Origin of the sequence: Streptomyces sp. NPDC048590, from assembly GCF_043199535.1 — a bacterium.
In the GTDB taxonomy this organism is placed as follows: Bacteria; Actinomycetota; Actinomycetes; order Streptomycetales; family Streptomycetaceae; genus Streptomyces.
In genome coordinates, this window is sequence record NZ_JBICWC010000007.1 from 396,077 (window position 1) to 409,957 (window position 13,881).

15 protein-coding genes are annotated in these 13,881 nt (G+C 70.5%); 4 read left to right on the forward strand and 11 right to left on the reverse strand.

Going from position 1 to position 13,881, the window contains the following annotated elements; genetic code table 11:
- Positions 1-167: 167 nt before the first annotated feature.
- From ACGFNN_RS22600 to ACGFNN_RS22610, 3 genes are all read right to left on the reverse strand, one after another.
- The gene (locus ACGFNN_RS22600; RefSeq protein WP_393558333.1) at positions 168-1,631 is read right to left on the reverse strand and encodes a hypothetical protein; all 1,464 of its coding nucleotides are present in this window, start codon (positions 1,629-1,631) and stop codon (positions 168-170) included.
- Between the two features lie 246 nt (positions 1,632-1,877).
- Positions 1,878-1,961: a putative leader peptide gene (locus ACGFNN_RS22605; protein WP_362671059.1), complete on the reverse strand. Its 84-nt coding sequence runs from the start codon at positions 1,959-1,961 to the stop codon at positions 1,878-1,880.
- Positions 1,962-2,136: 175 nt separating this feature from the next.
- On the reverse strand, positions 2,137-2,487 hold the full coding sequence (locus tag ACGFNN_RS22610) for a hypothetical protein (RefSeq protein ID WP_393558335.1): 351 nt from the start codon (positions 2,485-2,487) through the stop codon (positions 2,137-2,139).
- 402 nt (positions 2,488-2,889) lie between these two features.
- Between ACGFNN_RS22610 and ACGFNN_RS22615 the strand changes: the two genes are divergently transcribed.
- The 3 genes from ACGFNN_RS22615 to ACGFNN_RS22625 all read left to right on the forward strand — a co-directional run bounded on the left by ACGFNN_RS22615 (position 2,890) and on the right by ACGFNN_RS22625 (position 5,904).
- Positions 2,890-3,825 (forward strand): adenosine kinase, encoded by a 936-nt coding sequence (locus tag ACGFNN_RS22615; protein ID WP_393558337.1) that lies wholly within the window; start codon positions 2,890-2,892, stop codon positions 3,823-3,825.
- Positions 3,826-3,908: 83 nt separating this feature from the next.
- A complete protein-coding gene (locus ACGFNN_RS22620; RefSeq protein ID WP_393558339.1) occupies positions 3,909-4,787 on the forward strand; it encodes an endo alpha-1,4 polygalactosaminidase in 879 nt (292 codons plus the stop codon).
- A 109-nt stretch (positions 4,788-4,896) separates the two neighbouring features.
- Positions 4,897-5,904, forward strand: a complete 1,008-nt coding sequence (locus ACGFNN_RS22625) for an LLM class flavin-dependent oxidoreductase (protein WP_393558341.1) — start codon at positions 4,897-4,899, stop codon at positions 5,902-5,904.
- An 18-nt stretch (positions 5,905-5,922) separates the two neighbouring features.
- Here the strand turns inward: ACGFNN_RS22625 and ACGFNN_RS22630 are convergent, their stop codons facing one another.
- From ACGFNN_RS22630 to ACGFNN_RS22650, 5 genes are all read right to left on the reverse strand, one after another.
- The gene (locus ACGFNN_RS22630) at positions 5,923-6,975 is read right to left on the reverse strand and encodes a GDSL-type esterase/lipase family protein (protein WP_393558343.1); all 1,053 of its coding nucleotides are present in this window, start codon (positions 6,973-6,975) and stop codon (positions 5,923-5,925) included.
- A gap of 95 nt (positions 6,976-7,070) precedes the next feature.
- Positions 7,071-7,457 carry a DUF2267 domain-containing protein gene (locus ACGFNN_RS22635; protein ID WP_393558456.1) on the reverse strand — a complete coding sequence of 129 codons (387 nt, stop codon included), beginning with the start codon at positions 7,455-7,457 and terminating at the stop codon, positions 7,071-7,073.
- 180 nt (positions 7,458-7,637) lie between these two features.
- Entirely contained in the window at positions 7,638-7,829 is a 192-nt protein-coding gene (locus ACGFNN_RS22640; protein ID WP_393558345.1) for a DUF6381 family protein, read from the reverse strand.
- A 110-nt stretch (positions 7,830-7,939) separates the two neighbouring features.
- Positions 7,940-8,560, reverse strand: a complete 621-nt coding sequence (locus ACGFNN_RS22645; protein WP_362552383.1) for an L-threonylcarbamoyladenylate synthase — start codon at positions 8,558-8,560, stop codon at positions 7,940-7,942.
- 229 nt (positions 8,561-8,789) lie between these two features.
- A complete protein-coding gene (locus ACGFNN_RS22650; protein WP_393558347.1) occupies positions 8,790-10,151 on the reverse strand; it encodes an FAD-dependent oxidoreductase in 1,362 nt (453 codons plus the stop codon).
- 322 nt (positions 10,152-10,473) lie between these two features.
- Between ACGFNN_RS22650 and ACGFNN_RS22655 the strand changes: the two genes are divergently transcribed.
- Complete coding sequence (locus ACGFNN_RS22655) at positions 10,474-10,917, forward strand: nitroreductase family deazaflavin-dependent oxidoreductase (protein WP_393558348.1); 444 nt, start codon at positions 10,474-10,476, stop codon at positions 10,915-10,917.
- 131 nt (positions 10,918-11,048) lie between these two features.
- On the opposite strand, the gene ACGFNN_RS22660 is transcribed toward ACGFNN_RS22655, so the two are convergent.
- From ACGFNN_RS22660 to ACGFNN_RS22670, 3 genes are all read right to left on the reverse strand, one after another.
- On the reverse strand, positions 11,049-11,552 hold the full coding sequence (locus tag ACGFNN_RS22660; protein ID WP_393558350.1) for a GNAT family N-acetyltransferase: 504 nt from the start codon (positions 11,550-11,552) through the stop codon (positions 11,049-11,051).
- Positions 11,553-11,641: 89 nt separating this feature from the next.
- Positions 11,642-12,571 carry a PmoA family protein gene (locus tag ACGFNN_RS22665; protein WP_393558352.1) on the reverse strand — a complete coding sequence of 310 codons (930 nt, stop codon included), beginning with the start codon at positions 12,569-12,571 and terminating at the stop codon, positions 11,642-11,644.
- Positions 12,568-13,731, reverse strand: a complete 1,164-nt coding sequence (locus ACGFNN_RS22670) for a Gfo/Idh/MocA family protein (RefSeq protein WP_393558354.1) — start codon at positions 13,729-13,731, stop codon at positions 12,568-12,570. The genes ACGFNN_RS22665 and ACGFNN_RS22670 overlap by 4 nt, the downstream gene beginning before the upstream one ends.
- Between the last annotated feature and the right edge of the window lie 150 nt (positions 13,732-13,881).

The window sequence follows — 13,881 nt, forward strand, 5'->3', positions numbered from 1 at the left end:
CGCGCGGCATCAACCGCATCGATCGACCAACTGGTACGCGAACGGGGGTGGTTGGTCAGGCCTCATCACCCGCGCCGCAGTAGAGGTTAGCCTAACCTAACAGGATTGCCCGGCTTCGGTGCACGGAGCGGCCCGTGCCGGACGGCCACCCGCCCGGCACGGGGGACTCACCGCGCGGTGATACGCAGGATGCCGGTCACGGTGCCCTGGAGATAGGCGCCGTCCGGTGCGACCGTGCCCGCCATCTGCAGGGTGTCGTAGAGGGACCCCACCCCGACCTGTGAGGAGCGCGTGACCCGGCCGTCCGCCGGGTCGATCTGCACGTAACGGAACGGATCGAGCAGGCTGGTTCCCCTGGTCCCGGGGATCAGGGGGTCGCGCACCACGGTGTGCAGGAGGCCGTCGGCCGTCGACAGCTTCGGCACGGCCGCCGACCGCAGGGCGGTGTCCCAGACGAGGGAGCAGCCGGCGCCGTCCGGCCGGACGTCCACCCGGGTCAGACCGCCCGCGAAGTCGGCGGTCGCCGGGACGCTGGGGCCGGCGCCGTCGGGCACGGCGGGGTAGGGGTAGCCGTAGGTACCCGCCACGAAGACGCTGCGCCCCGCGCCCACCGGGGAGTTCTCGCTTCCCGGTCCCGCGGCCGCGGTGAGGACGGGCACGGAGCAGACGTCCGAGCCGTCGGCGGTTCGGTACACGTTCAGATGGGCCGTGTCGTCGGCGTTGTCCACGACGGCGATGTACTCGGTCCCGCTGCCGGGGCCGAAGAACGTCGGCGTGGACCCGCTGCCCCAGCTCAGCAGCCCCGGCTTGCGTGCGGAGCCGCGGTCGTACGCCTTGCGCCAGAGGACCTTCGGCGTGCCGCCGTCCGAGGTCAGGAGGTAGGTGGCGTGGGTGGTGGTGACGGCGGTGCCCTGCGGAGCCGTGGAGATGCTGTTCGCGACGCGCTCGCCGGCCGGCAGGGTGAGGGCGTTCACCGTGCCTGTGGTGTCGTCCGCGGTGCCGACCCTGCCTGCGCCGGTGGCGAACCACACCCGGCCGTCCCAGTCCGGCGCCAGTCCGGTGACCGCGTCGCCCTCGGGGATGACGGAGGCCAGGGACAGGCTCCGGTCGACCGTGAGGTTCCAGTCGCCCGAGGAGTCCCGGTGGTGTCCCACCCGGAGAAGGCTGCGGCTGCCGTCCGCGACGACGAGCCGGTCCTGATGGTCGATGTACGCGTAGACGCCGCCGAGCAGTGAACCCTTCGTGAGCTTCAGCGAGGTCAGCGACGAACCGGTGTCCGGATCCAGCAGATGAACGGTCGGCACCTGACCGAATATCGGTGTGCACAGGGCGACGGGGTAGCCGTCGGCCCCGACCAGCACGGTCGGGCACGCGGAGGCGAGTGCGGTGCGTGAGGACGACAGGGTGCCCACGCCCGGACCGGGGAGCGGCGTGGTGTCGGAGGAACCGGAGTCCCCGTGCATGGTCGCCGTCCCGTCCGGACCCGCGTAGGGGTGGCGGGGAGGCGTCGGGCCGAAAGGTGAGGGGGAGACGGCGGTGGCGGGACCGGCGCAGCCGAGGGCGACGGCCGCGAGCAGAGCGCCGACAGGCCTCCATCGGGCTGAACGGCGGCGAGCGGGGAGGACGGACACGACAGGACGGTCCTTTCGGCAAGGGGCAGGGCGCAGCGGACGGTGTGGCGAACAGGGCACGGCGAACTCCGTGCCATCCCGATCCCATGGCGGACGGGAGCGGCCGGGCACGGGGACACCGATGCGCGGAGAGGGTGGAACGGAGGAGAGAGAGCCCGGCGGCCGCCGAGCGGACCGTCCGCGGTCAGGTGCGGACGAAGAACGGGGCCGGTGTGGAACAGCGGGCGGGCGGAGCCGCCGACGGGATCAGCCCGCGAGCGGACAGAGGGCGCCGGCCGTACGCGCGAGATCGACGTGACGTCGTCGCGTGAGCTCCTGGCAGCGCTTCATGAGGATGATCCAAGCACTACGGCTGATGCGCGGTCAACAGTGCCCCGTAGGCGCCTTGAACGCCGAAGCGCCGGCCACGTCCCGCCGCTCGCCCGGTCACAGGCCGGGGGTCGAGAACGGGAGCGATGCGGTCAGGAGGGCCGGCACATGAGGGTGTCTCACGCCTGAGTACTGATCAGGCCGCTTCTCCGTACGTGGCGTTGATGGCCGAGTCGAGGCTGTGATGGACGGCGAGCCGGGCCCCTCCCACGTCCGCGGAGGCCTCCAGCAGGCGTCGTACCGCGGAGCTCGCCGTGGCCACCGACATCAGCACGCCCCAGGCTCCGCACTGGCGGTGAGCTCGCAGGACCGCGCTGGCGGTGGCGGGTGTGGCCGCGGCCTCCTCGATCACCACGAGCACCGGCGAGGGGCGGTGGGCCTGCAGGAACGCCACGATCTCCGAGGAGAGTTCGGCCCGTCCGCCGATCCCGGGATCCTCCCGCACGGTGAGGACCAGGACACCACGTTCAAATCTGTGTGACAGCATCACGACCTCCGCAGTCCGGGCCCGCCGGCGGGCTCTGGTGCACACCGTCTTCCCATCTCCGCGGTGTCTCAAGCAGAGAGATCCCGCCGTGCCGGCAATCTGAACGAACCTCTGGCGGCGGCGTTCCGTTGGGAGGGCGAGGCCGAAGTCCCTGCGGCGACTGCTCCCGCACCGATCCGTCAACGGCACACGGAGGTACCCCTGTTGCGGCGGTACCTGAGAGTGCGGCAGGCTGGTCCCACCTTGCGCAAGAGCGTGAAAGGAATTGCAGAGGTCCTTGACGGACGAGAGCCGGTTCCGGGGGCGCCTCACCATCGGCCCTCCGCGTCCCGTCCCGCCGTGCCAGGCACATCTCGATGAACAGCCCAGCCGACCTACCCGACCGGAGAGGTACGAATCACTGTGCCCCATCGACAGACCGACGTCCTCGTGCTGGGCGGTGCCGGCGTGGACACCGTCGTCCACGTCCCTCAGCTGCCGCTGCCCTACGCCGACAGCCACATGATCCGGCCGGGCATCGAGACCCGTGCGGGGCAGAGCGGTGACTTCGTCTCGCTGGGGCTGCACGCCCTCGGACTGCGCGCACATCACCTCGACATGATCGGGGACGACCACGAGGGCGACCTGGTCCGCGCCCTGCACCGGAACCGGGGCATCCCGTTCACCGGCGTCCCCGCGCCCGGTGGCACCAAGCGCGCGGTCAACCTGGTCGGCCCCGACGGCCGGCGGATGTCTCTCTACGACGCCGACCGCGCACGGGACTCGGACAGGTTCGACGCCGCGACCCTCCGCAGGCTCGCGGCGGATGCCCACCACGCCCACGTGGTGATCACCCAGCCCTGCTCCCACGCGCTGCCGCAACTCCGTCAGGCCGGGGTGCCGATCTCCACCGATCTGCACGACTGGGACGGCGCCGACACCTACCACGAGGCCTTCGCGCTCCAGGCGGACGTGGTGTTCATGTCCAGCTCCGCCCTCCCGGACCCGGAGCGGACTCTCCGTGACGTCTCCGAACGCGGCCGAGCGCGGATCGCCGTCGCCACTGCAGGCGCCGAAGGGGCGCAACTGCTCTACGAGGGCGAGCTCACGCACGTCCCGGCGGTCACCCCGCCCGCGGCCGTGGTGGACTCCAACGGGGCCGGCGACGCGTTCGCCGCCGGCTTCCTCTTCGGCCTGCTGAACGGTGAACACCCGCGCCGCTGCGCCTTGTACGGCGCGATCGCCGGTGCCTACGCCTGTACGGTCCCGTCCACACGGGCTGATGCGATCGGCAGGGAAGCGCTGCTCGCCGCGGTTGCCGAGGATGCTCGCCGGTCCGGTCGTCCCGGCACGCGCTGAACGCCGACCGGGTGACTCCGGCATGCGGGCGATGACGGAGAATGCGGAGGCCTGTTCAGCTCTCCGCGACACCAGGAGTACCTGTGGTCCGCCGCATCCTCCACCCGGTTCTGCTCCGAAGTGGTAAGGCGACGAGTCTGGCCGCCTGTCTCGCCGCCCTCTGCCTGGCCGGCTGTACGCACTCGACGGGAGCCGCCGGGGAGGGTGGGCCCGGACAGCGGTCGCCCTCCGCCGAAGTGCTTCCGCCGAAGGCGGGTATGGCCTTCGACTACCAGATCGGCGGTGGATACGCGCCGCCCGACGGCGTCCGGGCCCTGTCCCGCGACCGGGAGGACCGGCCGGAACCCGGTCTCTACAACGTCTGCTACGTGAACGCCTTCCAGACGCAGCCGGGCACCCTGCGATGGTGGCAGGACACCCACCCGGACCTCCTGCTGCGTGACGGCGACGGGGACACGATCATCGACGAGGGCTGGGACGAGGTGCTCCTGGACACCTCGACACCGAAGAAGCGCGCAGCGCTGGCCCGGATCGTCGGAGGCTGGATCGACGGATGCCGGGAACGCGGTTTCCAGGCAGTGGAGCCCGACAACCTCGACTCGTTCGAACGTTCCGAGGGCGAGCTGACGGACTCGGACAACGCCGCTCTCGCCACCTTGCTCGCCGAGCGCGCCCATGCGGCTGGTCTCGCCATCGGGCAGAAGAACACCACCCGACTGCTGGACAGGCGAGCAGAGATCGGCTTCGACTTCGCGGTGACCGAGGAGTGCGCCCGGTACGACGAGTGCGGCGCGTACGCGGACGCCTACGACGGCCGGGTCCTCGCCGTGGAGTACGAGGGTGAGGGGGAGGTGGACTTCGGCGAAGCGTGCGCCGCCTGGAGCGACAAGGTCTCCCTGGTCCAGCGGGACCTCGCCGTGCTCCCCGAGGGGCGGAAGGGACACACGTACCGGACCTGCTGACGGCGACAGCGCCGCACCACGCGCCGTCGGTGCCGGTCGTGCCGCTGCGGTGATCGGCGGGTGCGCGGCGGCGTGGGAATCAAGCCGGACAGCGGGCGTTGTAGCAGAGGTGAGCTCTCCGATCGCATCGACCAGGTTCTCCGTCCTCGACCGCTCGCGCACCCGCGAGGGCCACGACGGCCCGCAGGCACTACGGGACACCGTCACCCTCGCCCGGACGGCCGAGGCTCTCGGGTACCACAGGTTCTGGGTCTCGGAACACCACAGCGTGCCTGGCGTGGCAGGGTCCGCGCCGACGGTCCTGGCCGCCGCCGTCGCGGCAGCGACATCCGTCATCAGGGTGGGAACCGGTGGGGTGATGCTCCCGAATCACCAGCCCCTCGTCGTGGCCGAGCAGTTCGGGGTTCTCGCCTCGCTCTTCCCCGGGCGGATCGACATGGGGCTGGGGCGATCGGTCGGCTTCACGGACGGAATCCGCAAGGCGCTGGGCCGAGGCAAGGAGGACGCGGCCGCCTTCGCGGGTCAGCTCACCGAACTCCTCGGATGGCTCGACGGCACCCAGCGTGCCCATCCCGAGGTGCACGCCCACCCCGCCGAGGGGCTACGCGTCCCTCCCTACGTCCTGGCGACCGGTGAGGGCGCCGCCGTCGCTGCCGCCATGGGGCTGCCGCTGGTCGTGGGCGATCTCCGAGGGCGCGAGAAGCTGATCCGCGCGGTCGAGGAGTACCGCGGCGCCTTCAGGCCTTCCGCCTGGGCGGCCGAACCCCATGTGATCGTCGCGGGTACCGTCGCGGTCGCGGAGACCGACGAGGAAGCGCGGCGGCTGCTCGTTCCCGAAGCCTGGTCCATGGCCTGTGCGCGCACCCGGGGGTCCTTTCCGCCGCTCGCACCCACCGAGCGGATCGAGGCGATGACCATGACACGGAAGGAGCGCGACCTGTTCGAAGGCGGGCTGCGCGGTCATCTGGCAGGCACCGAGGCCACGGTCACGGCCGGTCTCGAACAGGTGCTGGAGCAGACAGGCGCGGACGAGGTGCTGGTGACCACGAGTACGTACGACCGCGAGGCCCTGGTCGATTCCCTGGGGCGGCTGGCGCGCATTGCGGGCCTGGGCTGAGCTGGTTGGTCATGTCGCTCACGACCTTGTCGGCAGGCCGCGGAGGAACGGGGCGAGCCGGTCGGCGATCAGCCGGTCGTCCTGAGCTGAGGTGTGCCCGTCACAGCCGAGAAAGTCCAGGCCCGCCTGGTCGAGGTACCAGTAGTGGACCCCGGTGTCGCCTGCGTCGTTGCGCGCCCTGACCACCTGACGCACGTGTTCGGCGTTCCTGTCGAAGCCGACGGCCACGAGGGCGGTGCCGGCACCGTGCAGCCCGCGCAGCTTCCGGAGGAACTCGACGTACGCGGTGCGGAAGGCGACCGTGAGGCTGTCGGGCGTCCAGGGTTCGCCGGGGACGAGGTCGGTGAAGTCGTTGGAGCCGAGGTTGACCACCACGATCTGGGGGTGCCACGTACCCGGGTTGTGCCAGACGTCGCCGGGCACGGCGAGCAGGGCGCGATCGGAGTAGGTCCGGTACGTGACGTCCGGGGAGATGCCCGCGACGTTGCGTATCATGCCGAGTCCGGAGAAGCCGTTGATCTGGTAATCGGCGCCCAGTTGCCGGGCGGTGAGTGCTCCGTGACCCACGTCAGCGTTGGTGTTCCGTCTGATCTGCTCCGGATCGCATTCGCGGGTGCCCGAGACATTGCCGTAGCCCACCGTGATCGAGTCCCCGATGAACTCGATCTGCCGGCCGCGGGGAGCGGGCCTGCCGAGTACGGCCCCGCCGGGCGCGGCGACGAAGCCCCCGAACGTGCTGGTGTCGCCAGGGGAGTCGTTGCGTTTGACGACCCGGATCGTGTGCTCGGCGTCCCGCAGGCCGCTGACCCAGTGAGTGGTGTCTCCAGGGGTCACCAGGGTGGTGACAGTGGTTCCGTCGACCTGGATGTCGTAGTCGGCGGCCGCGCAGCCGAGCACCGTCCCCACGCCCGCGCCGCGGAAGCGGCCCTCGAAGTACACGCCGGGCCAGCTGAACTGAACCGTCCCGCCCAGATCCTTGACCCGCCCTGCGGTGTGCACCTGCTCCAGGACGTTCTTCACGGGGAGCAGGCGCTTGTCATCTCTCCGGCCATGCGGAGCTTCGGTGGTCACAGCCGAAAGTCCAACATCCGACCCCTGACTGTCAATCAGATTTATGGATGGCGGAGATCGACGGGAGGCCCAGGCAGGAAGAGCCCGACCAGCCCCTACGCCTGCGGGTGCCCGAACAACAGGTCGTAGCCCGGCGGGAGCTGGAGCAGCACCCGGTCCAGCAGCGCGTCTCCCGCGGCGTCGGCCACGACGCTGAGGACCGCGCCCGTGTCCCAGGCGGCGGTCTTCTCGGTGGCGCCTTCGATCCAGGCGGAGACCGCACGCACGAACCGGTCGGCACCGAGCGGCTCGGCGGCCTGCAGAGGGTTCAGGAGAATGAGGGCGAACGTCTCGGGCAGACACGCGGCCAGCTCGTTCCTCTCCTCGCCGACGACATGGGCGCCCAGCAGCGCGAGCACCACCCGTGACGCGCGTTCCGCCTCCAGCGCCGAGGGGTACTCACCGCGCTCCTGAACGGCTTCCAGGAACGGTTGCCATCTCATGTACGTCACGTGTTCCCCTTCGCGGAGCGCGGGCGGGGCGGAGAGCGGGACGGGGGAGGGGAAGCCCGTGCCCCGCCCTCCGCGTGTCCACCGCATGTCACCCTTGTACCGGTGGTAACACGCCTGACCGGCAGCGGCAAGCCGTGGCCACCTTCCCCGTGCCGGTAACCACGCCAGGACCTACCGCATGGGGTAGATGTCCCCGCTCGCCATGCCGCTGACCTGCTCGCTCCTGGATTCGAGCCGGTGTGCCTCGTCCTCCAGCCGCCGTCGCTCCGCGGGGTCGTCGGTCTGCTCGGCGGCCTTCTCGAGGTCCTCGGCCCGGTCGCGCATCTCCTGGAGACGGCCCGTGACGTCGTCTGACTTGCTCATGATCACTCCTCGGCTGGGCGGAGCGGACCCCTCCACCGAAGCAGGCACCCGGGGGTGTGCGCATCTCGGGGCGTGTCCCAAAAGCGCGGAGTGGTCGTGCCGAGGGGCTGCTACTCGAAGCGGGTCACGTCGCCCGCCCCACGGCGCACGATCTCCAGTTCGCCCCCGGAGAAGTCGATGACCGTGGTCGGCTCCGTGCCGCAGTCCCCGGAGTCCAGTACCACGTCGACGACGTGGTCGAGCCGTTCCTTGATCTCCCAGCCCTGCGTCAGGGCTTCCTCCTCGTCCGGCAGGAGCAGGGTGCTGGACAGCAGGGGCTCACCCAGCTCGCCCAGGAGCGCCTGGGTGACGGTGTGGTCAGGGATGCGGACGCCGACGGTTTTCTTCTTCGGGTGCAGCAACTGCCGTGGCACTTCTTTGGTGGCGGGGAGGATGAAGGTGTAACTCCCCGGTGTAGACGCCTTGATGGTGCGGAAGACGTCGTTGTCGACCTGCACGAACTGGCCGAGCTGTGCGAAGTTCTGGCACACCAGCGTGAAGTGGTGGCGGTCGTCGAGGTTCCGGATCGAGCGGATGCGGTCGATACCGTCGCGGCTGCCGAGCTGGCATCCCAACGCGTAGCAGGAGTCGGTCGGATACGCGACGAGGGCGCCGGACCGGATGCTCTCGGCCACGTTGGTGATGGTGCGGCGCTGGGGGTTCTCAGGGTGCACGTCGAAGTACTTGGCCATCCGGCGAGTCTACGGCCTCCGGGCATCGGACACTCCTGGCACAGTCGTGCGAGCCGGCCTGCCGTGCGGCCGGAGCCCGCCGGCACCATGCGCGGGCCATGGGCCCGCTGTGTCCGACGCCGGCCATCGCGAGCGCCGGCGACCGGACCCTGCCGCCTGGCGGCACGGCCGCGCCCCGGCACCCTCGTCGTGGAGGGTGCCGGGGCGCGGCGTGGGAGCACGGCGAGCGTCAGGCTCCGGAGGCGTCCAGCATGGCCGCGCGCTCCACGACCTTGATGCGCTCGCGGCCCTGCTCGGCACCGAGCGCCTGCTCGTGTGCGTCCAGGCGGTGCCACCCCTCCTTGGTGGTGTACCGGATTCCGCGCTGCTCCAGGTAGTCGACGATCGCGTCGGCCTCGGGCTGCGTGGGCTCGGGCAGCCGCCCTGCCGCGTGGTCCTCGAGCAGGCAGGCCACCGTCTCGTTGGCGTCGCCCTTGGTGTGGCCGATGAGGCCGATCGGGCCGCGCTTGATCCACCCGGTGACGTAGACCGAGGGCATCGGTTCGTCGCCGGTCAGGACGCGGCCGGCCGCGTGCGGGACGGTGCCGGACACCACGTCGAAGGGAAGCTTCGGCAGCTCCTCCGAGTAGTAGCCCACCGCGCGGTACACGCTCTGCACGTCCCAGTCGGTGTGGTTGCCCGTGCCCTTGACGTTGCCCGTGCCGTCCAGTTCCGTGCGCTCGGTGCGCAGGGCGACGACACGGCCGTCCTCGCCGAGAACCTCCACGGGAGACTCGAAGAAGTGCAGGAACAGCTTGTGCGGGCGGTCGCCCACGTCCCTGATCGCCCAGTTCTCCAGGGTGGAAGCGACCATGTTGGCCTGCTTGTTCTCCCGGCGGGTGGCGATCGACCCCTCGTCGTAGTCGATGTCCTCGGGATTGACGATGACCTCGATGTTCGGCGAGTGGTCCAGCTCGCGCAGCTCCATCGGGCTGAACTTCGCCTGGGCCGGTCCACGACGGCCGAAGACGTGGACCTCGAGCGCCTTGTTCGCCTTGAGCCCGTCGTAGACGTTCGCCGGGATCTCGGTCGGGAGCAGCTCGTCCGCCGTCTTGGCCAGGATGCGGGCGACGTCGAGGGCGACGTTGCCCACGCCGAGCACCGCGACCTTCTCGGCCTCGAGCGGCCAGGTACGCGGAACCTCCGGGTGGCCGTCGTACCAGGCGACGAAGTCGGCGGCGCCGTAGGAACCCTCGAGGTCGATGCCGGGTATGTCGAGGGCGCGGTCCGCGTCGGCGCCGGTCGAGAAGATCACGGCGTCGTAGAAGGACCTGAGATCGTCCAGGCCGATGTCGTTCGGGTAGTCGACGTTCCCGAAGAGGCGCAGCTGCGGCTTGTCCAGGACCTGGTGAAGTGCCTTGACGATGCCCTTGATCCGCGGGTGGTCCGGTGCGACGCCGTACCGGATCAGACCGAAGGGAGCGGGCATGCGCTCGAACAGGTCGATCGATACGCCCGGCTCCTGGGCGGCCTCGGACTTGAGAAGCGCGTCCGCTGCGTAGATTCCGGCGGGACCGGCTCCGACGATGGCGACGCGGACGGGGCGTGTCATGGAGTGTTGTTCCTTAGGGCGGACGAGCACGGGCAGAGTGCAGCGGAGTAAGGCTTGGCTTACTCCGCTGCACCCACGGTACGGCCTGTGCTCGTCGACCGGTGGAGTGGGGCAAGAGGCGATATCGGAAATATGGGGACGTATGGCGCTTAACTTCCCCGGATTCCGTGCATGGATCCTCGTTCTGCTGTCTCACGTGTGTCCAGGAAGTGAGACGAGGAGGTCGGGGCGGGTGCCGACCGGTGTCACGGCGTGCTCCTCGCCGCCGCCGGAGCCATGATGGGGGCGACGATGGAGGCACTTCGACGAGAGGACAGATGTCATGCCGATCGAGGGCGAGTACGAGCCGAGTCCGACGGCGTGGGTCCGTGAGCAGGTCGAGCTGATCGAGAGTTCCGGCGGGACGCGGGGGACCACGATGCGGGGCATGCCCGTCATCCTCCTCACGACGCGTGGTGCGAAGACCGGCAAGATCCGCAAGACCCCGCTCATGCGCGTCGAACACGAAGGGCAGTACGCCGTGGTCGCCTCTCTCGGTGGCGCGCCCAAGCACCCGGTCTGGTACTACAACGTCCAGGCGGACCCCCAGGTGGAACTCAGGGACGGGACGCTGAGCCAGGACATGGTCGCCCGCGAGGTGACGGGAGAGGAGAAGGCCCTCTGGTGGGGCCGCGCCGTCGAGGCCTTTCCCGACTACGCCGACTACCAGGCCAAGACCGACCGGGAGATCCCGCTCTTCGTGCTCTCTGCGGTCGGACAGGGCTGATTCTCGCGCCCCCGGCCTGCCGGGCCGGACCGTTCACCGCCCGTGAAGCCCGCTCCGTCGCGCTCGGTGCCCCGTCGCGGCGGACGGCCCCGGGCGGTCGTTCGCGGAGCTCCCGGAGGGCCTCCGGGAGCTCATGGCAGCGCTCGCGTCAACCACGCGACCTCACCGTTGTCCTCCGTCGAGACCCGGTCCTGGGTGAACCCGTGCTTCTCGAGGACACGGAGAGACGCCGTGTTCCACGTCCCGACGGTCGCCCACAGCCTGCTCCGCCCGGTGGCCCGGGCGGCTTCGAGCACCGCGCCGGCCGCCTCGGTGGCGTAACCGCATCCGTGCGCGCGGCGGAAGAGCTCGTACGCGATCTCGGGCTCCTCCAGAGTGGAGCGGCCGATGATCAAGCCGCAGTACCCGATGAAGTCGCCCTCCTCGCGTCGCCGGACGGGCAGCAGCGCGATCCCGGTCATCGTCGTGGCGGCGAGCAGCTCCCTGATGCCCTCGCGGGCACGCTCGACCGAGTACGTCTCCGTACCGCGTTCGCAGAACAGGGCGCTGAGCTCCGTGGCGTCGGACTCGTCCCACGGCCGCAAGACCAGCCGCTCCGTCTCGAGGTGGTAGGGCATCGTCGCGTACGTGGCCATGCCTACACCCTGCCCCACGGATCAGCGCGACGGGAAGGCGGCGTGCGGCGGCGCCCCCCGGCAGGAGCCGCTTCCCGCCGGGGGTACGGCTACCAGAGGAGCCCGTCCACCACGGCGGCGATCTGGTCACGCTCCCAGGCGCCGTCCGCGACCACCACGCGGTAGCGCCTGGTCAGGGTGGCGCCAGGGGGCAGCACCAGTTCGTGGTGGAAGGCGAAGGAGGGCGCGACCGCCGCGAAGGAGGAGTTGCGCACGAACCAGTGCGCTGGGTGCTCGCCGTGCGAGCCCTTGTGGTCGTTCTCCGGCGCGTGGACGAAGACGAGCGTCGCGTGCCCGTCGGACTCGTCGTGCTCCCCGCTGTAGGCGAGCCAGGGAGCCTGCTGTCCCATCAGTTCCGGGCCCTCGGCGTGCGGCGCGATGATGCGGCCGTCCCGGAAGGCGCGCGGACCCCGCCAGAAGAGTCCGGTGTAACCCGCGGCCGGACGGCCGTGCGTCGTCGGGCTGCCGAACCGCAGCGGTCGCGCACGCCGGTTGGTGATCGCGGACGACCAGGTGAGCGCCCAACTGCCGCCCGGCTCGTCGATGTCGTGGACCTCGACGGAGCGGGCCTCCTCCGCCCAGAGCTCCCCGCTGCGGGGATGCCAGGTGAGCCGCTCGGCGATGCGCAGGCAGTCGTCGTGCACCGACACCTCGTCGAAGCCGACGTGAGCCATCGAGCCCACACGGTCCGGCAGTGCGAGGTACCCCTCCCCGTGCACGTAGCTGTTCCCGCCCCACAGGTTCGCGCCCGACAGGTGCGAGGCCGTCATCTGCAGACCCTTGTGCCAGCGGTGGTCGTTGGGCCGGTAGCCGGTCACGACCTTGCCCGACAAGGTACGCAGCGGGTGGATGTAGGGCTTCGGAGCCTCCCAGGGGTCCTCCGCCCGGTAGACGTAACGCAGCAGCTCCACCCCGGTGGCGGCCGCTGTGACCGACAGGTGGTCGCCGTGCTGGTGGACCACTTCCAGGGACTCGCTCACGCGTCGACCTCCTTCGGCACGTCGAGGGGCTCAGGGGCCCATCCGGGGGCGTTGCCGTGAAGCGCGCCGTAGTACGGGTCACCCGGGACGATCTCGCCGGCACGCACGGTCGCGCCGGTGAAGGCCGACTTGTACAGGGCCGCCACCAGTTCGAGGCTCTTGCGGCCGTCCGTGCCGCTGCTCCGCGGCCTGCGCCCGGCCCGCAGGTCCGACAGCAGGCCCCTGAGCTGGGCTTCGTGCGAGCTCGGCACGTCGGGCCCGAAGTCCCGCCAGGCGTCCGCCTCTTCGGAGGTCACACCCGGCGCCGGCGTGATCCGCCAGTCCGCGTTGCGGTGCCCGTACAGATGGGTGAGCTCGACCGTCGCACGCTCGCAGTCGATGCGGATCCTGCTGACCTCGTCCGGGCTGAGAACGCTGTTCACCACGGTCGCCATCGTGCCGTTCTCGAAGCGTACGAGAGCGGTGGAGACGTCCTCGGTCTCCACGTCGTGCACCAGCCGGCCGGCCATGGCCCGGATCTCGGCCCAGGGCCCCAGCAGATCGAGCAGCAGATCCATCTGGTGGATGCCGTGCCCCATCGAGGGACCCCCGCCCTCGCTGCTCCAACTCCCGCGCCACGGTACGGAGTAGTACGCCGTGTCCCGGTACCAGGTGGTCTGGCAGTGGGCGACCAGCGGGCGGCCCATGGCCTGTCCGTCGAGCAGTCTCCGCACGTGCTCGGATCCGGAACCGAAGCGGTGCTGGAAGACGATCGCCGCGAAGGGCCCCTCTCCCTCCTCTCCCTCGGACTCCTCGATCGTGTCGAAGTCCTCCAGCGACGGGCAGGGAGGCTTCTCGCACCAGACCCACGCCCCGGCCCGCAGCGAGGCCACGGTCTGGTCGCGGTGGAACCGGGGCGGCGTGGCGAGCGTGACCAGATCCGGGCGCTGCTCCGAGAGCATCAGGTCCAGATCGGTGTACGGACGGGCGATGTCCGCGTGCGCGCAGAACTCCGCCACGGCGTCCCGGTCGACGTCCACCGCGGCGACGATCTCCAGCGGCTGGTCGGCGGCGAGGGCCTTCAGCGCGGGCAGATGACTGCCCCGCGCGATCGCACCCGTGCCTACGACGGCAACCCGGACCGGTCGCGGGTGCGAGGAATTGCTGGACGTGAGAAACACCCCTTCAGGTGGTAGCAAGCGCTTTCTACGCAGAAAGCTAGGCTGCGCGTGGGAGGTGGGTCAAGGGGTGCGGGTGCGGGAGGTTCCCCGGATCGCCGGAGGGCCGAGTGAGCGGGGTCCTCGGTCTGACGCCTCCGTGATCGCCGGCCG

What these genes read in the sequence shown, in the direction of transcription:
- ACGFNN_RS22605 (WP_362671059.1), bottom strand. Translation starts at nt 1,961, where the DNA reads ATGAAGCGCTGCCAGGAGCTCACGCGACGACGTCACGTCGATCTCGCG.
- ACGFNN_RS22610 (WP_393558335.1), bottom strand. Translation starts at nt 2,487, where the DNA reads ATGCTGTCACACAGATTTGAACGTGGTGTCCTGGTCCTCACCGTGCGG.
- ACGFNN_RS22635 (WP_393558456.1), bottom strand. Translation starts at nt 7,457, where the DNA reads ATGAGATGGCAACCGTTCCTGGAAGCCGTTCAGGAGCGCGGTGAGTAC.
- ACGFNN_RS22640 (WP_393558345.1), bottom strand. Translation starts at nt 7,829, where the DNA reads ATGAGCAAGTCAGACGACGTCACGGGCCGTCTCCAGGAGATGCGCGAC.
- ACGFNN_RS22645 (WP_362552383.1), bottom strand. Translation starts at nt 8,560, where the DNA reads ATGGCCAAGTACTTCGACGTGCACCCTGAGAACCCCCAGCGCCGCACC.
- ACGFNN_RS22650 (WP_393558347.1), bottom strand. Translation starts at nt 10,151, where the DNA reads ATGACACGCCCCGTCCGCGTCGCCATCGTCGGAGCCGGTCCCGCCGGA.
- ACGFNN_RS22655 (WP_393558348.1), top strand. Translation starts at nt 10,474, where the DNA reads ATGCCGATCGAGGGCGAGTACGAGCCGAGTCCGACGGCGTGGGTCCGT.
- ACGFNN_RS22660 (WP_393558350.1), bottom strand. Translation starts at nt 11,552, where the DNA reads ATGGCCACGTACGCGACGATGCCCTACCACCTCGAGACGGAGCGGCTG.